At 74.3% G+C, this 26,127-nt stretch carries 23 protein-coding genes and 1 tRNA gene; 20 read left to right on the top strand and 4 right to left on the bottom strand.

Annotated elements, in window-relative coordinates:
• Positions 1-13 precede the first annotated feature (13 nt).
• The 4 genes from OVA14_RS03240 (at position 14) to OVA14_RS03225 (ending at position 2,120) form a co-directional block, all read left to right on the top strand.
• On the top strand, positions 14-634 hold the full coding sequence (locus tag OVA14_RS03240) for an antibiotic biosynthesis monooxygenase (protein ID WP_267504859.1): 621 nt from the start codon (positions 14-16) through the stop codon (positions 632-634).
• 22 nt (positions 635-656) lie between these two features.
• Positions 657-1,526 (top strand): TerC family protein, encoded by an 870-nt coding sequence (locus OVA14_RS03235; protein WP_267504858.1) that lies wholly within the window; start codon positions 657-659, stop codon positions 1,524-1,526.
• Positions 1,527-1,593: 67 nt separating this feature from the next.
• Entirely contained in the window at positions 1,594-1,884 is a 291-nt protein-coding gene (locus OVA14_RS03230; protein ID WP_267504857.1) for a GNAT family N-acetyltransferase, read from the top strand.
• A 165-nt stretch (positions 1,885-2,049) separates the two neighbouring features.
• Positions 2,050-2,120: transfer RNA gene (locus tag OVA14_RS03225), tRNA-Gly, on the top strand.
• A gap of 281 nt (positions 2,121-2,401) precedes the next feature.
• Here OVA14_RS03225 and OVA14_RS03220 read toward each other — a convergent pair.
• Positions 2,402-3,847 (bottom strand): EamA family transporter, encoded by a 1,446-nt coding sequence (locus tag OVA14_RS03220; RefSeq protein WP_267504856.1) that lies wholly within the window; start codon positions 3,845-3,847, stop codon positions 2,402-2,404.
• A 141-nt stretch (positions 3,848-3,988) separates the two neighbouring features.
• Here OVA14_RS03220 and OVA14_RS03215 point away from each other — a divergent pair, with 141 nt between their 5' ends.
• The 3 genes from OVA14_RS03215 to OVA14_RS03205 are packed head-to-tail and all read left to right on the top strand — an operon-like array spanning position 3,989 to position 6,600.
• Positions 3,989-5,056, top strand: coding sequence for an ABC transporter ATP-binding protein (locus tag OVA14_RS03215; RefSeq protein WP_267504855.1), 1,068 nt, complete (start codon positions 3,989-3,991; stop codon positions 5,054-5,056).
• Positions 5,053-6,096, top strand: a complete 1,044-nt coding sequence (locus OVA14_RS03210) for an ABC transporter permease (protein ID WP_267504854.1) — start codon at positions 5,053-5,055, stop codon at positions 6,094-6,096. The genes OVA14_RS03215 and OVA14_RS03210 overlap by 4 nt, the downstream gene beginning before the upstream one ends.
• A 27-nt stretch (positions 6,097-6,123) precedes the next feature.
• Complete coding sequence (locus tag OVA14_RS03205) at positions 6,124-6,600, top strand: YbaK/EbsC family protein (RefSeq protein ID WP_267504853.1); 477 nt, start codon at positions 6,124-6,126, stop codon at positions 6,598-6,600.
• 26 nt (positions 6,601-6,626) lie between these two features.
• Here OVA14_RS03205 and OVA14_RS03200 read toward each other — a convergent pair whose 3' ends face one another.
• On the bottom strand, positions 6,627-7,010 hold the full coding sequence (locus OVA14_RS03200; protein ID WP_267504852.1) for a VOC family protein: 384 nt from the start codon (positions 7,008-7,010) through the stop codon (positions 6,627-6,629).
• A gap of 178 nt (positions 7,011-7,188) precedes the next feature.
• On the opposite strand from OVA14_RS03200, the gene glgX reads away from it, so the two are divergent.
• The 5 genes from glgX (at position 7,189) to OVA14_RS03175 (ending at position 15,333) form a co-directional block, all read left to right on the top strand.
• Positions 7,189-9,519, top strand: a complete 2,331-nt coding sequence (glgX, locus tag OVA14_RS03195) for a glycogen debranching protein GlgX (protein WP_267504851.1) — start codon at positions 7,189-7,191, stop codon at positions 9,517-9,519.
• A gap of 25 nt (positions 9,520-9,544) precedes the next feature.
• A complete protein-coding gene (treY, locus tag OVA14_RS03190; protein ID WP_267504850.1) occupies positions 9,545-11,881 on the top strand; it encodes a malto-oligosyltrehalose synthase in 2,337 nt (778 codons plus the stop codon).
• A 94-nt stretch (positions 11,882-11,975) separates the two neighbouring features.
• On the top strand, positions 11,976-12,440 hold the full coding sequence (locus OVA14_RS03185) for a hypothetical protein (protein ID WP_267504849.1): 465 nt from the start codon (positions 11,976-11,978) through the stop codon (positions 12,438-12,440).
• 40 nt (positions 12,441-12,480) lie between these two features.
• On the top strand, positions 12,481-14,223 hold the full coding sequence (gene treZ, locus OVA14_RS03180; RefSeq protein ID WP_267504848.1) for a malto-oligosyltrehalose trehalohydrolase: 1,743 nt from the start codon (positions 12,481-12,483) through the stop codon (positions 14,221-14,223).
• 90 nt (positions 14,224-14,313) lie between these two features.
• Positions 14,314-15,333, top strand: coding sequence for a hypothetical protein (locus tag OVA14_RS03175; RefSeq protein ID WP_267504847.1), 1,020 nt, complete (start codon positions 14,314-14,316; stop codon positions 15,331-15,333).
• Between the two features lie 93 nt (positions 15,334-15,426).
• On the opposite strand, the gene OVA14_RS03170 is transcribed toward OVA14_RS03175, so the two are convergent.
• Entirely contained in the window at positions 15,427-16,416 is a 990-nt protein-coding gene (locus tag OVA14_RS03170) for a GlxA family transcriptional regulator (RefSeq protein ID WP_267504846.1), read from the bottom strand.
• A 120-nt stretch (positions 16,417-16,536) separates the two neighbouring features.
• Between OVA14_RS03170 and OVA14_RS03165 the strand changes: the two genes are divergently transcribed.
• The 6 genes from OVA14_RS03165 to OVA14_RS03140 all read left to right on the top strand — a co-directional run bounded on the left by OVA14_RS03165 (position 16,537) and on the right by OVA14_RS03140 (position 23,191).
• Positions 16,537-16,830, top strand: a complete 294-nt coding sequence (locus OVA14_RS03165; RefSeq protein ID WP_267504845.1) for a hypothetical protein — start codon at positions 16,537-16,539, stop codon at positions 16,828-16,830.
• A 27-nt stretch (positions 16,831-16,857) separates the two neighbouring features.
• Positions 16,858-18,321, top strand: a complete 1,464-nt coding sequence (locus OVA14_RS03160) for an amidohydrolase (protein ID WP_267504844.1) — start codon at positions 16,858-16,860, stop codon at positions 18,319-18,321.
• 222 nt (positions 18,322-18,543) lie between these two features.
• Positions 18,544-20,751, top strand: coding sequence for an acyl-CoA dehydrogenase (locus tag OVA14_RS03155; protein WP_420710609.1), 2,208 nt, complete (start codon positions 18,544-18,546; stop codon positions 20,749-20,751).
• 211 nt (positions 20,752-20,962) lie between these two features.
• Entirely contained in the window at positions 20,963-22,048 is a 1,086-nt protein-coding gene (locus OVA14_RS03150; protein WP_267504843.1) for a fatty acid desaturase family protein, read from the top strand.
• Positions 22,045-22,692 (top strand): 1-acyl-sn-glycerol-3-phosphate acyltransferase, encoded by a 648-nt coding sequence (locus tag OVA14_RS03145; protein ID WP_324288036.1) that lies wholly within the window; start codon positions 22,045-22,047, stop codon positions 22,690-22,692. The genes OVA14_RS03150 and OVA14_RS03145 overlap by 4 nt, the downstream gene beginning before the upstream one ends.
• Before the next feature lie 55 nt (positions 22,693-22,747).
• Positions 22,748-23,191, top strand: coding sequence for a pyridoxamine 5'-phosphate oxidase family protein (locus tag OVA14_RS03140; protein WP_267504842.1), 444 nt, complete (start codon positions 22,748-22,750; stop codon positions 23,189-23,191).
• A gap of 66 nt (positions 23,192-23,257) precedes the next feature.
• Here OVA14_RS03140 and OVA14_RS03135 read toward each other — a convergent pair whose 3' ends face one another.
• Positions 23,258-23,728 carry a hypothetical protein gene (locus OVA14_RS03135; protein WP_267504841.1) on the bottom strand — a complete coding sequence of 157 codons (471 nt, stop codon included), beginning with the start codon at positions 23,726-23,728 and terminating at the stop codon, positions 23,258-23,260.
• A 116-nt stretch (positions 23,729-23,844) separates the two neighbouring features.
• On the opposite strand from OVA14_RS03135, the gene OVA14_RS03130 reads away from it, so the two are divergent.
• Positions 23,845-24,525, top strand: coding sequence for an NADPH-dependent F420 reductase (locus OVA14_RS03130; protein WP_267504840.1), 681 nt, complete (start codon positions 23,845-23,847; stop codon positions 24,523-24,525).
• Positions 24,526-24,610: 85 nt separating this feature from the next.
• Positions 24,611-26,113: a hypothetical protein gene (locus OVA14_RS03125; protein ID WP_267504839.1), complete on the top strand. Its 1,503-nt coding sequence runs from the start codon at positions 24,611-24,613 to the stop codon at positions 26,111-26,113.
• The last annotated feature ends 14 nt before the right edge of the window (positions 26,114-26,127 follow it).

Raw genomic sequence — 26,127 nt, 5'->3', positions numbered from 1 at the left:
GCATCCTGGATGCATGTCGCAGCCCATCACCGTCGCCATCGAGCGCCGCATCGACCCGGCGCTCCACGACTACGCGCGCACCTGGCTCCAGCAGGGCATCGACCTCGCCTCCACGCGCCCCGGCTTCCTCGGCGCCGGATGGGTCGAGGAGGCCGCCGGCAGCGACACCTGGCACATGCTCTACCGCTTCGACGACGCGGCGCTGCTCGCCGAGTGGGAGGGCAGCGAGGAGCGCCGCCGCTGGCTCGACGCCGGCGCCGCCTTCGCGCACGAGGCGCGCGTGGAGCGGCGCACCGGCATCGAGGGCTGGTTCGACGCCGTCGAGGGGATCACCCTGCCCGGCGAGCACGTGCAGATCCGCGTCGAGGAGCCGGCGCCGCCGCGCTGGAAGCAGGCCGTCACCGTGTGGACGGCCTTCTTCCCCATGAACCTGCTCGCCACGTTCCTGCTGGGCCTGATCCCCGGCTTCGAGGGCCTGCAGCTGTGGCTGCGGCTGCTCATCTCGACCCTGCTGCTCACGCCCGTGATGGTCGTGGTGGTGCTGCCGTTCGTCACCCGGCTCTTCCGCCCCTGGCTGCGGCGCGGGCTCGCCGCTCCCGGCGCGCACCGCGATTCCCAGCATCCCGACGCCTGACCTGCCTACGATCAGCGCTCAAATGGACTTCTCCTTCGAATTCACGCCCGACCTGCTGGCGATCTTCCTCACGCTGTTCGTGCTCGAGATCGTCCTCGGCGTCGACAACGTCATCTTCATCTCGATCCTCGCCTCGAAGCTCCCCAAGGAGCAGCAGGCGCGGGCGCGCACCCTCGGCCTCACCCTCGCGATGGGCATGCGCGTGCTGCTCGTGCTGCTCGCGGGCTGGATCATCACGCTCGACGAGGACCTCTTCGAGGTGTTCGGGATGGGCTTCTCGGGCCGCGAGCTCGTGCTCATCGCGGGCGGCGGCTTCCTGCTCTACAAGGCGGTGCACGAGATCCACCTGAAGCTCGAGGGCGAGGAGGAGCACGGTGCCTCGGCCGTGAAGGCCACCTTCGGCGCGGTGCTCGCGCAGATCCTCGTGATGGACCTCGTGTTCTCGCTCGACTCCGTCATCACGGCCGTCGGCATGACGAGCAACATGGTCGTGATCATCGCCGCCGTCGTCATCTCGTTCGGCATCCTGCTGTTCGCCGCGAAGTACATCTTCGAGTTCGTGAACCGCCACCCGACGGTGAAGATGCTGGCGCTCTCGTTCCTGCTGCTCATCGGCGTCTTCCTCGTGGCCGAGGGCTTCGGCATCCACATCGAGAAGGCCCTCATCTACGGCCCGATGGCGTTCGCGGTGCTCGTCGAGGTGCTGAACCTCGCCTACGCGCGCAACAAGGCCAAGCGGAAGGGGAGGAAGGCCGCGGAGCCGGTCAAGCTGCACGACACGATGCACGAGTCGAAGGCCACGGCGGGCGCCACCTCGACCGCGACCGCAGGCCGCGACGCCGCGGCGCCTCCCGCCGAGGATGTCCCGGAGCGTCCGGGCGACACCAGCTGACCGCGTCCTGCGCGCCGATCGGCGTCGGCCCTTGTCGGCCGGCGCCGATCGGCGCTTGGATGGGCTCGTGACGGAGCACCAGCACGTCGTCGTCGGCGACGACACCGACCGCGGCCGCTACGAGGCGCACATCGGCGACCGCCTCGCCGGCGTCCTCTCCTACGTCGACGAGGCGCGCGGGCGCGTGCTGCAGCACACCGTGGTCGGCGAGGCGTTCGGCGGCCACGGCGTCGGCAGCGCCCTCGCGGCGTTCGCGATGGCGGATGCGCGCGAGGCCGGCCGCCGCATCGTGCCGCAGTGCACCTTCGTGCAGGGCTGGCTCGCGCGGCATCCGGAGCACGCGGGCCTCGTCGCGTAGCCGCGCCGGTCGAGGAGCGCGCCGCCGCAGGCACCACGCGTCACGAGGCCCCGCCCGCGCTCGATCGGCCCCAGCGCGACGCCGGGTGCATAGTGCGTCCGCCCCTCCGCTCAGCCCGATCGAGCGCGCGTGCCGTAGGATGATGTCGGTCGCGCAGGCGGCTGCGCGGATGTAGTTCAATGGCAGAACTTCAGCTTCCCAAGCTGATAGCGCGGGTTCGATTCCCGTCATCCGCTCGTGCAGGCCCGGTCTTCGACCGGGCCTTCGCTTGCTCCCGACGGCAATCGAACCGTCGAGCGGCCTCCGGCCGCGCAGGTCGGATCACGCGGAGATCCACCGGACCTCCGCGCCCGTCATCCGCTCGTGCAGGCCCGGTCTTCGACCGGGCCTTCGCTCGCTCCCGACGGCAATCGAACCGTCGAGCGGCCTCCGGCCGCGCTGGTCGGATCACGCGGAGATCCACCGGACCTCCGCGCCCGTCATCCGCTCGTGCAGGCCCGGGCTCCGCCCGAGCGGCCTACGCCGTGCCCGGCACCTCGAGCGGCCGCAGCACGCCCGCCTCGAGCCACAGCATCGGCGCGACGACGGCGAGCACCGCGCACAGCAGCAGCGCCACCACGATCACGACGTAGTGGATGCGCCGCCGCCCCTCCGAGATGCGGCGGAAGCCCCAGGCGATCGGGATGCCGACGAGCGCCACCATGAGCGCCACGGTCGGCGCCACCCAGTGCGGCACGCACGCGAGCACCGCCAGCAGCGCGACACCGATCGCCACCGGCAGGATCGAGCGATCCGTCGGCCCTCCCTCGGCGGCCTCGGGCGGCGCGACGAACGGCAGCTCGGGCAGGGGCACGCCGGCCACGGGCTCCTGGGGGCGCCGCTCGCGCGGGCCCCGCACCCAGGGTGCCGCGGCCGAGTGCGCCTGAGGCGCGTCCGGCGACGCACCGTCAGCCGCATCAGGCCCTCCGGCCCCCGGCCGGGCCCACCGCTCGTCGCCGCGCCCCTCCATGGGTCCATCGTCCCACCGCGCAAGCGCTGGCGCCGCGGCTACGGCAGCGGCAGCAGGCTGGCCCGTGACGGGCGGCGGCTCGCGCCGCGCCCGCGCGGCGGTGAGCGAGACGCCCGCCGCGGCCACGATGACGAGCGCGAGGGCGAGGAGGTCGAGGCCCGTGAGCGCCTCGCCCACGACCAGCAGGCCGAAGAGCGCCGCTGCTGCGGGCTCCATCGCCATGAGCGTGCCGAAGACGCGCGTCGGCACGCGGCGCAGCGCCAGCAGCTCCAGGCCGTACGCGATCGCGCTCGAGAGCATCGCGATGCCGAACGCCGGCACGAGGACGGACGGGTCCGCGGCGACCGACGAGAGCGCGCCCGCGAGCCCGAACGGCAGCACCGCGACGGCCGCGACCACGAGCGCCCCGGCCAGGCCGCCGAGCCCGGGCACGCGTCGCCCGACGGCGGCCGAGGAGAGGATGTAGAGCGCCCAGAACGCGCCCGCGCCGAGCGCCAGCAGCACGCCGACCGGATCGAGGTCGCCGCCCACCGCCTGCCAGCCGATGACGCCGACGCCCACGGCGGCGAGCGCCACCCACGCGACGTCGACGACTCGGCGCGACTGCACGAGCGCCAGCACGAGCGGGCCCAGGAGCTCAAGGGTCACGGCGAGCGCGATCGGGATGCGCGGCAGCGAGAGGTAGAAGAGCAGGTTCATGCCCGCGAGCGTCGCGCCGAGCGCGAGCACCGCGCGCCACGCCGCGGCGTCCCACGAGCGCAGCCGCGGCCGGGCCACGAGCAGCATGACGGCCGCCGCGAAGACGAGCCGCAGCAGGGTCAGGGCGGCCGGGTCGATGCGGTCGAACACCGTCTTCGCGATCGAGCCGCCCAGCTGCACCGACGAGATCGCGCACAGCACGAGCAGCACGCCCACGAGCATGCCGCCCGAGGAGACGCGGGGGAGTCGGGGCACGAGCCCAGCGTAGGCGCGAGCGGATGCCCCACCGCCCCGGACCGGTCCGCGGTGCGCCCGTGACCGGATCGTGACCCGCCGGGCCGCATCCTCGCGCCGCGCCGTCGGGCGCGCTCCAGGCTCCCGTCCTAGGCTCCGACCATGACCGGCCCGCAGCCGAGCCCGCCCGCGCCCGACGGCCGCCCCGAGCCCGTCGAGCGCCCCGCCTCGCCCGCCTTCGTCGATCCGCTCTCGCAGCAGCCGCACGCACCCGCGCTCGACGCCGGCGGCATCGTGGTGCGCGGCGTCGCGCGCTCGTTCGGCAGCGTGCACGCCGTGCGCGGCATGACGTTCCACGCGAAGCCCGGTGCCGTGACGGCCCTCATCGGCCCCAACGGCGCCGGCAAGACGACGCTGCTGCTCATGCTCGCGAGCCTCCTCGCGCCCGACGCGGGCGAGATCCGCATCGCCGGCGCCGATCCCGTCGCCGAACCGCACGCGGTGCGCCGCGCGATGGGCTGGATGCCCGACGTGCTCGGCACGTGGCGCTCGCTCACGCCGCGCCAGATCCTCACCACCGTGGGCCGGCTCCACGGCATGCCGCCGGCAGAGGCCCGCGCCCGCGCCGAGGAGCTCATCGCGCTCGCCCGGCTCGACGAGCTCGCGAAGCGCCCCAGCCGCGTGCTCTCGCGCGGGCAGCAGCAGCGGCTCGGCCTCGTGCGCGCGCTCGTGCACCGGCCGCAGGTGCTGCTGCTCGACGAGCCGGCGGCGGGGCTCGACCCCACCTCGCGCCTCGAGCTGCGCGGCCTGCTGCGCGGCTTCGTGGCCGAGGGCGGCACGGTGCTCGTCTCGAGCCACGACCTCTCGGAGCTCGACGAGATGGCCGACGACGCCGTCTTCGTCGATCGCGGCGAGGTGGTCGCGGCCGAGCGCCTCGTGCTCGCGCGGCAGGCGAGCCGCGAGTGGCGCATCCGGGCGCTCGATCCGCAGGCGCTCTCGTTCCAGCTCGCGCACATCGGCGTCGCGTTCGACCGCGTGCGCACCGTCGGCGACTCCACCTTCCTCGCGCTCGACCGCGACGAGCACGCCGCCGAGGTGCTCGCACGCCTCGTCGGGGCGGGCGTGCCGGTCATCCACTTCGCGCCCGCCGTCGGCGAGATCGAGCGCACCTACCTCGGCCTCGCGGGCTCCTCCGCCTCGGGCGCCGCGAAGACGGGAGGCGCCGCATGAGCGCGTGGCTGCGGATGCTCCGGGTGGTCGTGGGGCTCGAGCTCGCGCAGCGGGTGCGCTCGGTCGCCTGGTACGTGCTGCTGGGCATCGTCGCCGTCGTCGTCGGCGGCGTCATCGTCACCCTCTACGTGGGCCTCGCGGGCTTCGGCCAGGATCTCGGCGGCGCGATCTTCGCCACGACGATCTTCTTCGTCATGCTCGTGACCTCGCTCGTGACCCCGGCGCTGTCGGGCAACGCGATCAACGGCGACCGCGAGGCCGGCGTGCTCGCCTCCACGCAGGTCACGCAGGTGACGGCGACGCAGCTCGTGCTCGGCAAGGTGCTCGCGGCGTGGATCGCCTCGCTCGGCTTCCTCGCCGTGTGCGTGCCCTTCATGCTCTGGTCGGCGCTCGCCGGCGGCCTGCGGCTCGAGGTCGTGCTCATCGCGATCCCGATCCTCGTGGCCGAGATCGGCGTGGTCTCCGCGATCGGCGTCGGCCTCTCCGGGCTCATCCGCAAGCCCATCATGTCGACGGTCGTCAGCTACCTCGTGGTGGCGGCGCTCAGCGTCGGCACGCTCATCGGCTTCGCGGTCGGCGGCCTCGCGCTCACCGAGGAGCAGCAGCACCCCGAGATCACGTGGGAGTACGACGACACCGATCCGTACGACGGCGGCACCTGCGTCGAGACCGGCGACACCTACCCGCAGGCCGTGCAGCGCTTCGACCGCGTCTGGCTGCTGCTCGCCGCCAACCCCTACGTGATGATCTCGGACGCCATCCCGCCGCGCTTCGACGCGTACGGCTACCCCGACGACCTGTTCGGCCAGATCGCCCTCGGCGTGCGGCAGGCGCAGGTGCCGCCGCAGCCGCAGACGTGCGCGAGCTACACGGGCGTGCAGGACCCGGACCAGGCGCGGGCGGTCTACGACGGCGCGCTGCCCAGCTGGTTCGTGGGCCTCGCGATCCACGTGGCGCTCGGGGCCGCCGCGGTCGTCGGCGCCATCGCCGCGAACCGCACGCCCGCGCGGACGCTCGCGCCGGGCAGCCGCATCGCCTGAGGCGCGGTGCACGTGCAGGATGGGTGCATGACGACCCTCCCCGCCCGCGCGGCCGTGATCCAGCAGCAGCTCCGCGAGCGCGGCATCGACCGCGAGGTGATCCGCTTCGACGAGGGCACGCACACCGCGAAGGCGGCCGCCGCGGCGCTCGGCATCGAGGTCGGCGCGATCGCCAACTCGCTGATCTTCTGGATGGCGGATGCGCCGCTCCTCATCATGACGAGCGGCGCCCACCGGGTCGACCTCGAGCGCGTCGCGGCCGAGCTCGGCGAGGGCCCCATCGTGCGCGCGACGCCCGAGCAGGTGCGCGCCGCGACCGGCCAGGTCATCGGCGGCGTCTCGCCGCTCGGGCACCCGGCGCCCATCCGCACGATCGTCGACGTCGCGCTCCGCGAGCACCCGCTGCTCTCGGCGGCGGCGGGCACGGCCGACACCGTCTTCATGCTCACCTACGACGAGCTCCTCGCCATCACGGGCGGCGAGGAGCGCGTCGTCGGCGACTGATCGGCGGCCGGGCGGCGGCGGCGGGATCAGCGCGGCGCGAGCACCTCGACGCGGTTGCCGAAGGGGTCGGCCGTGTGGAAGCGCAGGTAGCCGTCGAAGGTCGCGCGCTCGCGCTCGTCCACCTCGACGCCGTGCTCGCGCAGCCGCGCCGCGCACGCGTCGAGGGCGGCGGCGTCCGGCAGCACGAAGCCGGGGTGCGCCTTCCGCTGCGGCTGGAAGGGCTCCTCGATGCCCACGTGCACCTCGGCGGTCACGCGGTCGCCGTCGTGCGACCGGAACCAGCAGCCGCCGCGGGCCCTGAGGGCCTCGGGCTTCTCGACCTCCGCCATGCCGAGGCCGTCGCGCCAGAAGCGGCGCGCCTCCTCCTCGCCGCCCTTCGGCGCGGCCACCTGCACGTGGTGCAGCTGCATGCGATCCCCCTCGATCTCCGCGGCCGCCGTCCGGCGGGACGCGGCCAGATGTCTCGACGTCAAGATATCCGCGCGGTCGCGCCCCGGCAAGGCTCCGCCCGCTGCCGCCCGCGCCGACGACGGCCAGCACTCAGCGGAACGCAATGTCCGCGAAACGCGCGTCCGTAGAGTGAGCCGGGTGACCGACTCCGCTCCTGCAGACCGCCCCGAGCTCGCCGTCTGGCCGGGCCAGCCCTACCCGCTGGGGGCCACGTTCGACGGCACCGGCACCAACTTCGCGATCTTCACGGAGTCCGCCGAGCGCGTCGAGCTCTGCCTCTTCGACGAGGACGACGTCGAGACCCGCGTCGAGCTCACCGAGGTCGACGCCTACGTGTGGCACGCCTACCTGCCCTCGATCCAGCCTGGGCAGCGCTACGGCTACCGCGTGCACGGCGCCTACGACCCGGCCAACGGGCAGCGCCACAACCCCAGCAAGCTGCTGCTCGACCCCTACGCGAAGGCGACGAGCGGCACGATCGAGTGGGGCCAGCCGCTCCACAGCTACACCTTCGGCGACCCGCTCAGCCGCAACGACGAGGACTCCGCCCCGTTCATGGCGAAGGGCGTCGTCATCAACCCCTTCTTCGACTGGACGGGGGACCGCTACCCGCGCCGGCCCTACAACCAGACGATCATCTACGAGGCGCACGTCAAGGGCCTCACGCAGACGCACCCCGAGGTGCCCGAGTCGATGCGCGGCACGTACGCCGGCATCGCGCATCCCGCGGTCATCGCCCACCTGAAGAAGATCGGCATCACCGCGATCGAGCTCATGCCCGTGCACCAGTTCGTGCACGACGCGACGCTCGTCGAGAAGGGGCTGCGCAACTACTGGGGCTACAACACGCTCAGCTTCTTCGCGCCGCACGCCGAGTACGCCGCCACCGGCGAGCGCGGGCAGCAGGTGCAGGAGTTCAAGGCGATGGTGAAGGCGCTGCACGCCGAGGGCATCGAGGTCATCCTCGACGTCGTCTACAACCACACCGCCGAGGGCAACCACATGGGCCCGACGCTCTCGTGGCGCGGCATCGACAACGCCGCCTACTACCGCCTCGTCGACGACGACCGCCAGCACTACATGGACTACACGGGCACCGGCAACAGCCTCAACGTCGGCCACCCGCACGCGCTGCAGCTCATCATGGACTCCCTGCGCTACTGGGTGACCGAGATGCACGTCGACGGCTTCCGCTTCGACCTCGCCGCCACGCTCGCGCGCGAGTTCTACGACGTCGACAAGCTCTCGACCTTCTTCGAGCTCGTGCAGCAGGATCCGGTGATCAGCCAGGTCAAGCTCATCGCCGAGCCGTGGGACATCGGCCCCGGCGGCTACCAGGTGGGCAACTTCCCGCCGCAGTGGACGGAGTGGAACGGCAAGTACCGCGACGAGGTGCGCGACTTCTGGCGCGGCGAGCCCACGGCGCTCGGCGAGTTCGCGAGCCGCCTCGCCGGCTCCGCCGACCTCTACGAGCACTCGGGCCGCCGTCCCGTGGCCTCCATCAACTTCGTCACCGCGCACGACGGCTTCACGCTGCGCGACCTCGTCTCGTACAACGAGAAGCACAACGACGCGAACGGCGAGGACGGCAACGACGGCGAGAGCCACAACCGCTCCTACAACTACGGGGTGGAGGGGCCGACCGACGACCCCGAGATCCTCGCGACGCGCTCGCGCCAGCAGCGCAACTTCCTCGCGACGCTGCTGCTGAGCCAGGGCGTGCCGATGATCCTGCACGGCGACGAGCTGGGCCGCACCCAGCACGGCAACAACAACACCTACGCGCAGGACTCCGAGATCGCGTGGATCGACTGGTCGGCGATCGACCACCCGCTCATCGAGTTCACCGCGGCCGTCGCGAAGCTGCGCCGCGACCACCCGACGTTCCGCCGCAAGCGCTTCTTCACGGGCAACACGGTGCGCACGGGCGACGGCGAGCGCCTCAACGACATCGTGTGGCTGCGGCTCGACGGCAGCCCCATGGAGGGCGGCGACTGGGACGGCAACGCCGAGAAGTCGGTGGGCATGTACCTGAACGGCGACGGCATCGCGGGCCGCGGCTCGCGCGGCGAGCGCATCGTCGACAACCACTTCCTGCTCTACGTGAACGCCTCCGAGGAGGAGCAGCAGCTCACGATCCCTCCGGAGGAGTACGCGGCCGCGTGGGACGTCCTCATCGACACCGGCGCGCACGACTCGAGCGAGGAGCCCGTGGGCGCCGGCTACGTGGGCAGGCTCGCGCCCCGCTCGCTCGCGCTGCTGCGCGAGCACATCCCGCCGGTCGACCAGGACTACTCGGTCGCGGCCTCGATCGCCGCGACCACCGGATCGTCGGCGCCCGGCCCGGTCTCCACCCCGGAGCCGCGCGGCCGCGGCGGCGCGCCCCTCGGCGCCTCGGCGCCCACCGCGGGGGACGAGCAGCCCGTCGAGCCCGGCATCGACGGCACCATCCCCGGCGACCGGCCGTAGCCGCCGGCCACGCGAAGGAGCACCAGTGCACGCGCCCCAGAGCACGTACCGCCTGCAGATCAGCGAGGAGTTCACGCTCCACGACGCCGCCGCGAGGCTCGAGGCGCTCCACGACCTCGGCGTCGACTGGGTCTACCTCTCGCCGATCCTCGCCGCGGAGCCCGGCTCGAACCACGGCTACGACGTCGTCGCGCACGATCGCGTCGACGAGTCCCGCGGCGGGGCGGCGGGCCTGGAGGCGGTCTCGGCCGAGGCGCGCAGGCTCGGCATGGGCGTCCTCGTCGACATCGTGCCGAACCACATGGGCGTCGCGACGCCCGAGCACAACGCCTGGTGGTGGGAGCTGCTGCGCGACGGCCGCGAGGGCGCGCGCGCCGAGGCCTTCGACGTCGACTGGGAGGCGGGCGAGGGCAAGCTGCTCCTGCCGATCGTCGGCGACGACGACTGGTCCGACGACGGCACGGTCGGGCACCTCGAGCTGGAGCCCGGCGGCGAGGCGCTGCGCTACTGGGACACGCGCCTGCCGGTCGCCCCGGGCACGGGCGAGGGCACGGCGCAGCAGGTGCTCGAGCGCCAGCACTACCGCCTCGTGCACTGGTCGCAGGCCGACGACCGGCTCAACTACCGCCGCTTCTTCGCGGTCACGACCCTCGCCGCGGTCCGCGTCGAGCTGCCGCACGTCTTCGACGACACGCACGTCGAGATCCGGCGCTGGTTCGACGAGCGCCTCGTGCAGGGCCTCCGCGTCGACCACCCGGACGGCCTGCGCGACCCCGCCGGCTACCTCGACGACCTCGACCGGCTCACGGGCGGCGCCTTCGTGCTCGTCGAGAAGATCCTGGAGCCGGGGGAGTCGCTGCCGCGCTGGGCGACCGCGGGCACGACCGGCTACGACACCCTGGGCCTCATCGACCGCGTGCTCACCGACGGCGCCTCCGGCGACGCGCTCGACGCGCTCGACGCGCGGCTGCGCGGCGAGCCGGTCGACTGGGCCGAGCTCATCCACCGCACGAAGCGGAGGATCGCCGATCGTCTCCTGCGCGCCGAGGTGCTGCGCCTCGAGCGCGAGGTGCGCGCCGCCGACGCCTGGGGCGACGCGGGTGCGCCGGAGGACACCGCCGACGCGATCGCCGAGCTGCTCGCGTGCTTCCCGGTCTACCGCTCCTACCTGCCCGAGGGCCTCGAGCACCTGGGCGAGGCGGCCGAGCGCGCGAAGGCGCTGCGCCCCGACCTCGCGCAGACGGTCGACGCGCTGCTGCCGGTGCTCGGCAACGCCCGCCAGGAGGCGGCGCTGCGGTTCCAGCAGACGAGCGGCATGGTGATGGCGAAGGGCGTCGAGGACACCGCGTTCTACCGATACTCGCGCCTCACGAGCCTCAACGAGGTCGGCGGCGACCCCGACGTCTTCGACATCACCGTGCACGACTTCCACACCGCCATGGGGCAGCGGCAGCGCGAGTGGCCGCGCGCGATGAACGCGCTCTCGACGCACGACACGAAGCGCGGCGAGGACGTGCGCGCGCGCATCACGACGATCGCCGAGGTGCCGGCCTCGTGGGAGGGTCTGCTCGACAAGCTGCTCGTCTTCGCCCCGCACCGCGGTCGTGCGTTCGCGAACCTGCTGCTGCAGGCCGTGGTGGGCGCGTGGCCGGCGAGCGAGGAGCGCCTGCTCGCCTACATGGAGAAGGCCGCCCGCGAGGCCGACGCCCTCACGCACTGGACCGACCCGGACGAGCGCTTCGAGGGCGCGCTCGCGGAGCTCGTGCGCAGCGTGCTCGCGCAGCCCGCGGCGGGCGACGTCGAGGCCTTCCTCGCCGAGACGGAGGCCGGCTTCCGCAGCAACGTGCTCTCGGCGAAGCTGCTGAACCTCACGATCCCCGGCTTCCCCGACGTCTACCAGGGCTCCGAGGGCCTCGAGCAGTCGCTCGTCGACCCCGACAACCGGCGACCGGTCGACTGGGCGCGCATGGACGAGCTCCGCGAGGCGGCCACGGCGCCGATCGAGCGGGGCTGGGACCTCGAGGTGGCGAAGGCCCGCGTCGTGCGAGAGGCGCTGCGCCTGCGCCGCTCCGAGCCGGAGCGGTTCTCGGCATACGAGCCGGTGCTGGCCTCCGGCGACGCCGCGGGGCACCTCGTCGCCTTCGACCGCGGCGGCGCCGTGGCGCTCGCGACGCGCCTCCCGATCGCCCTCGCCGCCCGCGGCGGCTGGGGCGAGACGCGGGTCCATCTGCCCTCGCGCGGCGCCGACGCCGTGCGCTGGCGCGAGCTGCTCACGGGTCGGGAGGTGCAGGGCGGCGATGCCCTCGTCGCCGAGCTCCTCGACGTGCTGCCGGTCGCGCTGCTCGTGCCGATCGCCGACTGACGCCGGGCGGCTCCCGGCGACCGCCGGGGATCCGCTCGGCGTGCCTGCGTCGTGCTCGCGGCGATCGCGCAGGATCGATGCCTATCGTCGCGCCATGAGCACCACCAGCGCAGCACCCGCCACCGACCGCGCCGGGCGCGGCATCGCCTGGACGGCCGTCGCCGGCCTCGTCCTCCTCTGGGGCACCCTCCTCACCTCCCTCTACTTCGTCTCCGCCATGAACACCTGGTACTTCGCGACCATCGGCCAGGCGGCCGACGTGCAGGCCAGCACGGTCCTCACCGACCTCCTGCTCGGCGGCCTGCCCATCGCGCTCGTGATCGTCGTGCTCGTGCTCGCGAGCCTCCGCCAGCGCTGGGCGCGCTGGGTCGCGGTCGTCGCGGGCATCGGCCTGGGCGCCGCGGGCCTCTTCGTGCTGCTCGTCACCATGTCGCCCGCGCCGCTCACGATCGCGATGGCGGCGGCGGCGATCGTCGGCGGCGTGCTCCTCGCGCTCCCCACGCGCGGCCGCTGGCACCGTCCGCGCGTCGCGGCCGCGGCTGCGCCGCTCCCCGCCTGACCCCCAGGTCGTGCCCCGGTCCTCCTGCCAGGATCGGGGCATGACCGCGCACGAGCCCCTCCAGCACGAGCACCGCGTCTGGGCGCCCCTCGCCTCCCGGATGCGCGTCGTCGCCGACGAGACCGTCGAGATGACGCAGCAGGACGGCGGCTGGTGGCACGCCTTTGCCGCCGGCGCCGACTACGGCTTCCAGATCGACGACGACGACGCGATCCGGCCCGACCCCGCATCGCGGCACCAGCCCGCGGGCGTCCACGAGCGCAGCCGCGTCTTCGACGCGGGCGCGCACGACTGGCAGGACGCCGCGTGGACGGGGCGGCCGATCGCGGGCGGCGTGCTCTACGAGCTCCACGTCGGCACCTTCACGCCCGAGGGCACCTTCGACGCCGCGATCGCGCACCTCGAGCACCTGCGCTCCGTCGGCGTGACGCACGTCGAGCTGCTGCCTGTCAACGGCTTCAACGGCACGCACAACTGGGGCTACGACGGCGTCGCCTGGTACGCGGTGCACGAGGGCTACGGCGGCCCGGCCGGCTACCAGCGCTTCGTCGACGCCGCGCACGCCGCGGGGCTCGCGGTCGTCCAGGACGTCGTCTACAACCACCTCGGCCCCTCCGGCAACTATCTGCCGCTCTTCGGCCCCTACCTCTCGAGCGAGAGCCGCTCCACGTGGGGCGAGCACGTGAACCTCGCCGAGCCCGAGGTGCGCCGCTTCATCCTCGACAACGTGCGCATGTGGTTCCACGACATGCACGTCGACGCCCTGCGGCTCGACGCCGTGCACGCGCTCGTCGACGAGGCCGAGGTGCACATCCTCGAGGAGATGGCGATCGAGACCGCGGCGCTCGCCGCGCACCTCGGCCGTCCGCTCGAGCTCATCGCCGAGAGCGACATGAACGACGCGAAGCTCATCACGCCGCGCGAGTCCGGGGGCTACGGCCTCGATGCGCAGTGGTCGGACGACTTCCACCACGGCGTGCACGTCGCGCTCACGCGCGAGACCGACGGCTACTACGCCGACTTCGCGCCGCTCGCGGCGCTCGCGAAGTCGCTCGAGCGCGGGTTCTTCCACGACGGCACGTACTCCTCGTTCCGCGGCAAGGAGCACGGCCGCCCCATCGACCTCGACCACGCGCTCTCGTGGCGACTGGTCGTGAGCGCCCAGAACCACGACCAGATCGGCAACCGCGCCCGCGGCGACCGCATCACCGAGGCGCTCGACGAGTCGCAGCTGCTGTGCGCGGCGCTGCTGCTCTACGCGGGCCCGTTCACGCCCATGCTCTTCCAGGGCGAGGAGTGGGGCGCGTCGACGCCGTTCCAGTTCTTCACCTCCCACCCCGAGGAGGAGCTCGGCCGCCTCACGGGCGAGGGCCGCCTCGAGGAGTTCAAGGAGATGGGGTGGGACGAGTCGGTCGTGCCGCACCCGCAGGACCCCGAGACCTTCGAGCGCTCGAAGCTCGACTGGGCGGAGGCCGAGCAGGGCGAGCACGCGCGCATCCTCGACGGCTACCGTCGCCTCGCGGCGCTGCGCCGCGAGCTGCCGGCGCTCACCGACCCCGCCTACACGGCGAACGAGGTGAGCGCCGACGAGGAGACCCGCGTGCTGCGCCTCGTGCGCCGTGCGGGCCGCGACGACGCGGTGGAGGTCGTGCTAAACCTCGGCGAGGCCGCGCAGTCGATGCCCGTGACGAAGTCGCGGCTGCGCTTCGCGACGCATCCGGAGGTCGCGGTCGCCGACGGCAGGCTCACCCTCCCGCCCGGCAGCGGCGCGCTCCTCGACTGACCCCGCGCAACGCTCAACCTGCTCAGGGGCGTTCGCGCGGGGCGGTCGTGGTCGCGCGCACCTCGCGACCGGCGCGGGTAGCGTTGCCGCGTGGACACCGTCGGCGACCTCCCCTTCCCCGTCCGGGGCTTCCTCCAGACCCGTCGGGGCGCGATCGTCGAGGTCGCGCTCTCGCAGGAGCCGATCGGCCCCACCCGCGCCTACCTGCGGGTGCCCGAGGGCGCGGGCGAGCTGCGCGCGGGCCTCTGGAGCACGGAGGTCGCGGCGCTCCTGGACGACGAGGTCGAGGCGGGGTGGATCGTCACGGCGGTGCTCGTGCCCGAGGAGCCGGATGCGGCCGTCCGCCGCGACGCCGTCATCGACCCCGACTACGGTTGGGAGGAGACCGACCTCGTGCTCGCCGAGGTCCGCGAGGACCTCGAGGCCGCGGAGCCCGCGCCGGAGGCGGAGGGCGATGTCGACCCGTTCGGGCTGTGGGCGCTCGACGAGGAGGGCCGCGCGTTCGTGATCACGGGCGGCCTCGACGAGGGCAGCGGCCTGCTCTGGCTGCACCCGGCCTCCGAGCACGGCCGCTCGCTGCACCCGGGCGTCTACGACGCGGAGCCCGTGGGGGAGGGGGATGCCGCGGCGGCGCTCGAGGCGACGGGCGTGCAGGAGCTGCAGGTCTACCTCTACGACGGCCACCCGGACGAGCCGCACGGCCGCTGGTGGATCGGCAGCCGCGCGGCGCTCGAGGCGCACGCGCGGGACGCGGGCCTCGGCGCGCTGCCGCCCTTCGACCCCACCGACTGGCTGCGCTGGCTCGTGCCCGCCGACGGCGGCGATCCGGTGCCGGTCGTGCCGCACGGTGCCGCCGACGGCCGCTCGCTGACCTTCGACGTGCTCGGCGCCCGCCCGCCCGCCTGGGCCGCGGGGCGCTCGGTCACGGCGCCCGGGCCGCGCCCCGGCCAGTCGCACGCCGATCGCCGCGAGCTGCCGCTCTCGGCCAAGCCCATCGGCGAGCTGCGCTCGGGCAACCCGCGCATCCGAAAGCGCCCGCCGGCCCCGGTCGGCCGCTTCGTGCTCGAGGCCGAGGGCTGGATGCCGGAGGCCTGGCCGACGCTCGGCTGACGCGCGGCGCGCTCGCGCCCCGCGAGAGGTGCCGCTCCGCCCGAGGGGTACCTGTCGACCCGTACCCCTCGGGCGCAGGCGTACCGCTCGCGATCAGGCGCCGACGGGGACGGCCTCCGCGTCCTCGAGCTCGCACGCGAAGCGCCGGCGGTAGGCGGAGGGCGTGGTGCCGAGCTGCCGCTGGAAGTGGTGCCGCAGCAGCGCAGCCGTGCCGAACCCTGCCTGCCGGGCGACGTCGTCGAGCGGCAGGTCGGTGGCCTCGAGCAGCTGCCGCGCGCGCTGCACGCGCTGGCCGGTGAGCCACGCGAGCGGCGTGGTGCCGAGCTCCTCTCGGAAGCGGCGGGCGAAGGTGCGCTCCGAGAGCATCGCGCGGCGAGCGAGCGAGGCGACGGTGTGCTCCTCGTCGAGCCGCTCGGCCGCCCAGTGCAGCACGGGCGCGAGCGTCTCGGCGCGCTGCTCGGCGACGGGACCGACGGCGTACTGCGACTGCCCGCCGTCGCGTCGCGGCGGCACCACCATGCCGCGCGCGATGACGGCGGCGGCGCGCGCGCCGAAGAGCACCGAGACGAGGTGCAGGGATGCGTCGATCGCGGCAGCGGTGCCTGCGCTCGTCACGACCCGGCCGTCCTCGACGAAGATCGCGTCGGCGTCCACCTCGACGCGCGGGAAGTCGCGCGCCAGGCGGTCGGTGTGGCGCCAGTGCGTGGTGGCGCGGCGACCGTCGAGGATGCCGGCCTTCGCGGCGACGAACGCGCCGGTGCAGAGGGTGAGGATCCACGCGCCGCGGGCGTGCGCGCGGCGGATCGCCTCGATGGCCCCCTGGTGGCACTCGCGGTCGGCGCAGTCGGTGTACGCGGGCACGACGACGATGTCGGCCTCGTCGACGAAGGCGAGGTCGTGCTGCACGAGGAGGTCGGCGCCGCCCGGGTAGTCGAGGGCGACGCGGCCGGGCACGGGCGCGACGATGCGGTAGTCGAAGCGCGGCACGCCCCGATCGGAGCGGTCGTCGCCGAACACCTCGGCCGCGACCCCGAGCTCGAACGGGTTGATGCCGTCGTCGACGATCACGGCGACCTTGTGCATGCTGCCTCCTCGTGCGCTGCGCGGGATCCGGCGGTGGCTGCGGCCGCTTGGCGGGATCTTGCCTGGCGTTGTCCATCCTGCCACTCGTGGCAGGATCTCCACAAGAGCAGAGTTCCTGCCATGGACACGATCTGGCTCCTCATCATCGCCCCGCTGGTGATCCTCGCGATCGCCGCCACCCTCGGCGCCCTCGTCGGCGAGCAGGCACCCCGCGTGCCCGTCGACCCCTGGCTGCTCCGTGGCCTCCGCGACCGCCACGAGGTCGCCGAGCTCGACCGCGCCGAGCGCGAGCGCGCCCGCGCCATCCTCGAGGCGCAGCTCGAGCACGAGCTCGACGCGCGTGGCAACGGCCTCGTGCCCGTCGCGCTCCAGCCCCGCATCGCGCCGCCCGCGCGTCGCACGCGCACCGCGTGAGCCCGCCAGCCCGGTAGCGTGCGATGCATGCGCCTCGCCGACGCCCGCCTGCTGGACGGCTCCCTCGTGGACATCGACGTCGACGGTTCCTCGATCGCCCGCGTGAGCCCCGCGGGCAGCACCGCGGCCGCAGGGGAGCGGATCGGCCTCGGCGGCGCCGCGGTCGTGCCGGGCCTCTGGGACTCGCACACGCACATGGGCCAGTGGGCGCTCTTCCGGGCCCGTCCCTCGGTGCTCGAGGCGCCGACCGCCGCGGCGGCGGCGCTCGTCGCGCGGGAGGCTGCCGCCACCCACCCGGGCCAGGGCCCGCTCGTGCTCGTCGGCATGCGCGACGGCCTCTGGCCCGACGCCCCCAGCGCCGCCCTGCTCGACGCCGCGACGGGCGACGTGCCGACGCTCGTCATCTCCAGCGACGTCCACTGCTCCTGGCCCAACACGGCGATGGCGCGGCTCCTCGGCCGCGCACCGGCCGATGTGCTCTTCCGCGAGGACGAGGCCTTCGACGTGCTCACGCTCGTCGACCGGATGCTCGACACCGCGGCCGTCGACCGCCTCGTCGACGACGCGCTCGCGGTCGCGGCCTCCCGCGGGGTCGTCGGCGTCGTCGACCTCGACTTCGACGACGCCGTGGGCGCGTGGGCGCGCGGCACGCGCCGCACGCCCGCGCGCGTGCGGGCCGGGGTCTACGCAGCAGAGCTCGAGCTGCTCGTCGAGCGGGGCCTCCGCGGCGGCGATGCGCTCGCGGGCAGGGCGCAGGTCGGCCCGCTCAAGGTCATCACCGACGGCTCGCTCGGCACGCGCACGGCCTGGACGGCCGAGCCCTACGGCCACGCGCACGACGCGCTCACCACGGGCGTGCGCACCGTGGGCGCCGCCGAGCTGGAGCGGCTCCTTGCGCGCGCTGGCGAGCTGGGCCTCGACGCCGCCATCCACGCGATCGGCGACGCCGCGGTGACCGCGGCGATCGACGCGCTCGAGCGCCCGGGCAGGGGCGGTCGCATCGAGCACGCGCAGCTCGTCGCCGCGGCCGACGTGCCCCGCATGGCCCGCGCGGGCATCGTCGCCTCGGTGCAGCCAGAGCACGCGCTCGACGATCGCGAGCTCACCGCGGCGCTCTGGGTCGATCGCGCCCACGACGCCTATCGCCTCCGCTCCTTCCTCGAGGCGGGGGTCGTGCTCTCGATGGGCTCCGACGCCCCCGTCACGCCGCTCGACCCGTGGCTCGCGATCGCGACGGCCGTCACGCGCACGCGCGGCGACGAGGCGCCGTGGCGGCCGGAGGAGGCGATCGGGCTCGAGGCCGCGGTCGCGGCGAGCGCCCCCACGACGATCCGCGCGGGCCAGCCCGCCGACCTCGTCGTGCTCGACGCGGCGCCGCCCTCGGCGGCGGACGTCGCCGACGACCCGAACGCCGCGGCAGCGCGGCTGCGCGGGATGCCCGTGCGCGCCACGCTGCTCGACGGCGAGGCGATCTTCGGCGCGCTCGCCTAGGCCCGCCGCGCACCGGGCGCCGCTCGGGCGGCCTGCCGCCGCAGGTCGCATCCGACAGCCGATCGGCGGCTGGGTTGTGGATGCGCCACAACGGGCCGCGGCACGTCGAGAGCCCCGCTCGTGCCTCGGCGCAACGTCCGAGCGCCGCGACGCGGACGCTCGTACCGTGATGCCACCGACCGCCGGCGTGCCCGGCGACGAGCGCATCGCAGAGGAGCAGCAGTGACCGACCGCAGCACCGACAGGACCCGCACCATCCGGCGCCAGCGCGGGGAGGCGCAGCGCGGCGCGACGCCGCGGCAGCACGGCGCGGTCGACGTCGACTGGCTCGGCCGCGACCTCCTCGGCACCTGGGCCGAGCGGCGCCTCGCGGCCCGCGCCAAGGTCGCCGACCCGCGCTTCCAGCGCCAGGACGACCTCACGGTCGCCGAGCACCGCGAGCGCGTGCTCGGCCAGCTGCGCCTGCTCGTCGACGACGGCGCCGTGCTCGCGGCGTTCCCCACGCGCCTCGGCGGCGGCGACGACCACGGCGGCAACATCGCGGGCTTCGAGGAGCTCGTGCTCGCCGACCCGAGCCTGCAGATCAAGTCGGGCGTGCAGTACGGGCTGTTCGGCGCCGCGGTGCTGCACCTCGGCACGCAGCACCACCACGACACGTTCCTGCCGCCGATCATGCGCTTCGAGATCCCCGGTGCCTTCGCGATGACCGAGACGGGTCACGGCTCCGACGTCTCCTCGATCGGCACGACCGCGACGTACGACGCCGAGACCGAGGAGTTCGTGATCCACACGCCCTTCCGCGGCGCCTGGAAGGACTACCTGGGCAACGCGGCGCTGCACGGCCGCGACGCCGTCGTCTTCGCGAAGCTCATCACGCGCGGCGTCGACCACGGCGTGCACGCCTTCTACGTCCCCATCCGCGACGAGCAGGGGCAGCACCTGCCGGGCGTCGGCTCCGAGGACGACGGCGTGAAGGGCGGCCTCAACGGCATCGACAACGGCCGCCTCCACTTCGACCACGTGCGCGTGCCGCGCACGAACCTCCTCAACCGCTACGGCGACGTGGCGCCCGACGGCACCTACTCGAGCCCGATCCAGAGCCCCGGCCGCCGCTTCTTCACCATGCTCGGCACGCTCGTGCAGGGCCGCGTCTCGCTCGACGGCGCCGCGGCGCGCGCGCAGCAGGCGGCGCTCGCGATCGCCATCCGCTACGGCACCGAGCGGCGCCAGTTCACCGCCTCGAGCGACGTGCAGGAGGAGGTGCTCCTCGACTACCGCCGGCACCAGCGCCGCCTCTTCACGCGCCTCGCGAAGGCCTACGCGCAGACCTACGCGCACGAGATCCTGCTGACGAAGTTCGACGGCGTCTTCTCGGGCGAGCGCGACACCCCGGAGGAGCGCGAGGACCTCGAGACGCTCGCCGCGGGCCTCAAGTCCCTGTCCACGTGGCAGGCGCTCGACACCGTCCAGGAGGCGCGCGAGGCCTGCGGCGGCGCGGGCTTCCTGGCCGAGAACCGCCTCGTGCAGCTGCGCGCCGACCTCGACGTCTACGTCACCTTCGAGGGCGACAACACCGTGCTGCTGCAGCTCGTCGGCAAGCGGCTGCTCGGCGACTTCGCGAAGTCGTTCAAGGGCGCCTCGAAGGGCGACATCGCGCGCTTCGCGGCCGACCAGTTCTTCGATCGCGCGCAGACGCTCACGGGCCTCCGCGTGCTCTCGCAGGACGTGCGCGACCTCGGCCGCGTGCAGAACGCGTCCGTCGCGCTCCGCGACCGGGAGGTGCAGCGCGAGCTGCTCGAGGACCGCGTCTCGACGATGGTGGCCGAGATCGCCGGGCGCCTCCGCCACGCGCCGAAGGACCAGGCGAAGGCGGCGGCAGCGTTCAACGACGAGCAGCACGAGCTCATCGAGGCGGCGCGCGCCTGGACCGAGCTGCAGCAGTACGACGCCCTCGACGCGGCGGTGGAGCGGATGCCCGCCGCCACGCGCAAGGTCATGACGCACGTGCGCGACCTCTTCGCGCTCACGATCATCGAGGAGCACGCGGCCTGGCACCTCGAGCACGGCCGCCTCTCGGGCGCCCGGTCGCGCGCGGTCACGTCGACGATCGAGCGGCTGCTCGTGAAGCTCCGCCCGCACGCGCTCGACCTCGTCGCCGCGTTCGGCCTGGAGGACGAGCACCTGCGCTCGAGGATCGCCTCGGGTGCCGAGGGCCGCCGCCAGGCGGAGGCGATGGCCCACTACGAGGCGCTCCGCGCCTCGGGCGAGATGCCGGTGCCGGAGAAGCAGGCCGGCGCCCGCCGCGGCACCGACGCCCCCGCGGTGCCGGAGTCGAAGGCCGCGCCGCTGCCCCCGGAGGCCGTGGCCGAGGTCGAGCACGAGGGCACGCCCGAGGAGGCCGGCTCCGCGGCGCTCGCCGACTCGCGCTGAGGCCCGCGACGAGCCCGCAGGAGGGGAGCAGCCGGATCGCCGGCGGCTCCCCTCCGTCGCGCGCGCCGCGATCCATGTGGCATCCACAGCCGCACATGCTCCGAACCGCATTGCGTACGCCATACGCTGTAAGGGTTCGAAGGTCGGTGCAGACCGATCGCCGCATCGGCCGATGGCCGACGAGGCCGAGAGGTGCCGAATGACCATGACGATGACCGCAGGGACCGTGACCGAGGGCGCGCTGCGCCGGACCATCCCCAGGACCGAGGACGAGCGCCGCGCCGACTTCCGCGTCGTCGCGAAGGCCGTCCGCGATGCGGGCCTGCTCGAGCGCACCGTCGGCTTCTACACCTGGCTGCTCGTCGGGCTCGGCGTCGCCCTCGCCGGCCTGCTCGTCGGCAGCGCGCTGCTCGGCGAGTCGTGGTGGCAGCTCGCGATCGCCGCGGGCCTCGGCGTCGTGCTGACGCAGATCGCGTTCGTCGCCCACGAGGCCTCGCACCGGCAGGTGCTGCGCTCGGGGCCCGCGAACGATCGCCTCGGCCGGATCCTCGCCGCGGGCGTGGTCGGCATCAGCCACCAGTGGTGGATGACGAAGCACTCCCGCCACCACGCGAACCCCAACCAGATCGGCCGCGACCCCGACATCGAGGTCGACACGATCCACTTCCTGCCTTCGGACGCCAAGCGGTCGCGAGGCGCGCTCCGCTGGATCGTGCGCCGCCAGGGCTGGCTCTTCTTCCCGCTGCTCACCCTCGAGGGCCTCAACCTGCACGTCGTCTCGATCCGGACGCTGCTCGAGCGCCGCCCCGTCGAGGGCCGGTGGGTCGAGCTCGGCATGATCGCCGCCCGCTTCGCGCTGCTCGGCGCGTTCCTGCTCCTCGTGATGCCGTGGTGGATGGCGCTCGCGTTCCTGGGCGTGCAGCTGGCCGTCTTCGGGATCGGCATGGGCGCCTCGTTCGCCCCCAACCACAAGGGCATGCCCACCGTCGGCCGCGACGCCCGGCTCGACTTCTTCACGAAGCAGGTGCGCACCTCCCGCAACATCCGCGGCTGGGGCACCAGCGCGCTCATGGGCGGCCTGAACTACCAGGTCGAGCACCACCTCTTCCCCAACATGGCCAGGCCGCACCTGCGCGCCGCGAGCAGGATCGTGCGCGCGCACTGCCGCACGCACGGCATCCCCTACACCGAGACGAGCCTCGCGGGCGCGTACGCTTCCGTCGTGCGACACCTGAACCGCGTGGGCCTCGCGGCCCGCGACCCCTTCGACTGCCCGATGCTGGCCGCGAGGCGATGAGCGCCGCGAGCGAGCGCGGCGGCGCCGCGCGCCGCTCCGGGATGCCCGTGCGGCACGCGATCGCGCAGCTGCACTGGGCGCTCAGCCCGTGGCGGCTCGTGCGCGAGCAGCCGCCCTACGAGGGGCCGCGCATCCTCATCGGCGCGCCGCACACCTCGAACCGCGACTTCGTGCTCATGCTCGGCATCGCGTGGGACCTCCGGCTCCACGTGCGCTGGCTCGGCAAGCGCGAGCTCTTCCGCGCGCCGTTCGGCGGCATCATGCGCGCGCTCGGCGGCATCCCCGTCGACCGCGACGACCCCGCGGGGCTCGTCGACCGGGTCGTCGAGCTCGCGCGCTCCGACCCGCGCGCCGCGATCGTCGTGACCCCCGACGGCACGCGGCGCTCGAAGGGCTGGCGCTCGGGCTTCTACCGGATCGCGCTGCGCTCGGGGCTGCCCGTCACGCTCGGCTACGTCGATCGCACCACCCGCACGACGGGGCTCGGGCCCACGATGCGGCTGACGGGCGACGTGCCGGCCGACATGGATCGCATCCGCGCCTTCTACGCCGACAAGGCCGGCATCCTGCCGGCGCTGCGCACCGAGCCGAGGCTCGCCGACGAGGCGGGCCTCGCCGCGCGCCTCGCCGCCGGCGACGAATAGGTCGGGTCTCGGCGCCGGCTCTGGCCGTCGAGGCCGAGCGGTGCGACCATGGGGCATGGACGACAGCCCGGTGCACGACATCAGCGAGGCGGAGTGCCTCAAGCTGCTCGCGGCGTTCGACATGGGGCGCATCGCGTTCCGCGTCGGCGACGCGCTCGAGGTCTTCCCCGTGAACTACCACGCGAGCGGGCGCGAGGTCACGATCCGCACGGCGCCGGGCACGAAGCTCGCGGGCGCGCTCATCGCCGACGAGGTCGTGCTCGAGATCGACCATCGCGGCGAGCGCGAGGTGTGGAGCGTGGTCGGGCGCGGCCGCGCACGGCACCTCGAGCACGAGGGCGAGCTCGCGTCCGCCGCCGCGCTGCCGCTGCAGCCGCTCATCCCCACCGTCAAGCGCGAGTTCCTGCGCATCGAGCTCCAGCGAGTCACCGGACGGCGCTTCCATCGCGTGCCGGAGCCCGAGGCCGATGCCGAGCCGGTGGTCGATTCGAGCGACTGAGATGCGCGGCGCACGGTCGCAGCGCCGACGGGCGGCGTCGGCTGCGCCGAAGCGGGCCGTCGCGCGTCAGCCGTGCGCGCCCGTGGCGGGTGCGCCGGAGAGCACGCGCGTCGGCCGACGCGCATCGAGCTGCGCCGCGCTCCACAGCACGAAGGTCGCGAGCGCCGGGTCGACGGGCAGCCGGGCCTCGAGCGCCGGGCGGTACCGCCACGGACCTTCGGGCGCGATGCTGCCGATCCGCCCCCGCGGTCCTTCGAGGTCGAAGCACAGCGCGCCGAACAGGCTCGAGGTGCGCACGAGCTCGAGCACGGCGTCGGGCGTCGCGAGCGTGCGGCGAGCGCCGAGGCCGCCGCGCGCGTCGAGGCGGAGGCGGTCGTCGTCCTCGCGCGCGGCGACATAGGCGGCGCCCTCGCGCCGCAGCGTCCACCGCGTGCCGAGCACGTCGAACCCGGCCGTGGGGGCCCAGAAGCCGGGCGCGGTGCGCGCCACGGCCTCGCCGTCCTGCACGACCTCGCCGTCCTCCCACGCCACCCGCATGGCGGCACCGTAGGGCCGAGGGCTGGGAGCGCGCCGGTGACGCCCCGTGACGCCCTCCGGTGCGCAGGAATGCGCGCTCCACCAGGCTGGTTGCACCTGGAGACGCGAGGGGGAGCATGGTGCAGCAGCAGGCGGCCGGGACGGCGGAGGCGGAGCGGGAGCTCCGCACGCTCACGATCGGCATCCTCGGGGTCGGCAAGCTCGGCACCGTGCTCGCCCGGCACGCGCTGCGGGCGGGGCACCGCACCCTCATCGCCGGGTCCGGCAGCGCAGCGCGCATCCGCCTCATCGCCCAGCACCTCGCCCCCGGCGCCGAGCCGCTGACGGCGGCCGAGGTCGCGGCGGCGAGCGAGGTCGTGATCCTCGCGCTGCCGCTCGGCGAGCACGAGCGCCTGCCGGTCGACGCGCTCGCGGGCAAGGTCGTCATCGATGCCATGAACTACTGGTGGGAGACCGACGGGGTGCGGCCCGAGCTCGACGACCCCGCCCGCCCCACGAGCGGCATCGTGCAGGCCCGCCTGCCGGAGTCGCGGGTGGTCAAGGCCTTCAACCACATGGGCTACCACGACCTCGCCGACCACCCGCGCTCGCGCGGGCACGTGGATCGCCGCGCGATCGCCGTCGCGGGCGACGACCCCGCCGACGTCGCGCTCGTCGCGCGCCTCGTCGACGAGTTCGGCTTCGATCCCGTCGTGCTCGACTCGCTCGAAGCCGGCCTGCACCTGCAGCCGGGCCACCCGGCCTTCGGTGCCAACGAGGACGCCGCGAGCCTCCGTCGCCTCCTCGGCATCGGCTGACGGGCCGCGCGTCGTGGTGAGCTAGGCTCCGAGCACCCGCCCGTCGAGCGCTACGGGCCGCACCGCCGCGACGAGGAGCACGACGATGCCGGAGGGTCCGCGAGGCCGCCCCGAACGCCAGCGCCTCCGCGCGCTGCGCGAGCTGGATGCCGAGCAGCACCGGCTGCGCCCGGCCTACAAGCTGTGGGGCTACACGAACCCGTTCGCGAAGGGGTGGCTGCTCACGCGCGGCAGCGCGGAGCCGCCGGTCGATCGCTGGGCCTCGACCTCCGTGGGCCCGTGGCGGCTGCTCCTCGACCCCGAGCTGGAGCTCCGCCGAGCCGACGCGGGCGACGTGACGGTCGTCATCCTCGGCCAGGCGTTCGACGACCGCGGGCCGCAGGGCCGCGACCGCATCGCGCGGCGGCTGCTGCGCGCGGCGACGCTGCCGGATGCGTCTCGGAGCCGGCAGCAGGTCGACGAGGCGGTGGTGTGGCTGTCGGGCCGCTTCGTGGTGATCGTGCGCCACGGCGAGCGCCTCGACGTGCACGGCGACCCGCTCGCCTCCCGCAGCGTCTACTGGCACCGGGGTCCGGACGGCGTGCAGCTGGGGTCGCACTCGGCGCTGCTCGCGGAGGCGGTCGGCGGGCTCCCGTCCGCACAGGCGCGCTGGGCGCTCCTCCACCCCGACCACGCCGCGCCCTTCGGGCGATGGCTGCCGGGTCTCATCACCGAGCACGACGGGGTCGGCCAGCTGTTCGCCAACGGCGCGCTCGCGGTCGACGGCGCATCGGTCGAGCATCGCCGCTGCTTCCCGCTCTCCGACCGGGTCGAGCTGCCGGTGGCGGACGCCGCCGAGGCCTTCCGCGCCGAGCTCGCCCAGCAGGTGCGCAACTGGGCCTCGATCGCGCCGACGACGGTGCTGGCGCTCACGGCGGGCGTCGACTCGAGGGCGGTGCTCGAGGCAGGCCTCATCGACCTCCGGCGCGCCCGGGCGCTCGCGCTGACCTATCATCCGTTCCATCAGCCGGCCAAGAGCACGCGCTCCGACCTCGAGGTCGCGAGCCGGCTCGCCGCGGCCGCGGGCCTGCGGCACCTGACGCTCGACGTGCGGCCCCTCTCGGCCGACGGGCCCATGCACCGGCTCCACGCGCGCACGTTCCCCGTGTGGCGCCGCTACGCGGCGCTCGCCGGAGCCCTCTACGTCGGAGCGCCCGCGCGGGCGGCCACGATCTTCGGCGTGGGCGGGGCGATCGTCACGGGCATGACCAAGGAGCGCTCGGACCGCACGCTGTCGCCAGGACTGCTGGCTCGGAAGTTCGCCGGCTCCGCGTTCGGCGACGACCCCGTCCTGCATGAGGCGATGGCGGCGTGGATGGCGCGCACCGGCTTCTCGGAGCCCGCGATGCGCGGCCACGACTTCTACGACCTGTTCCACTGGGAGCATCGCATGAGCAAGTGGGCGGCGACCGGCTACGCAGAGTACGACCTCGCGACGATCCCGGCGCCGGTGCTCAGCTCCCGCCGCCTGCTCCTCGCGGCGCTCGCCGTGCCGGAGCAGGCGCGGTTCGACGGCGCCATCTACCGGGCGATCGGCGCGCGCGGCTGACCGCCTCCGGCGCT

This window comes from Agrococcus sp. SL85 (assembly GCF_026625845.1).
Classification (GTDB): Bacteria; Actinomycetota; Actinomycetes; order Actinomycetales; family Microbacteriaceae; genus Agrococcus.
This window is presented reverse-complemented; position numbering and strand designations above follow the sequence as displayed.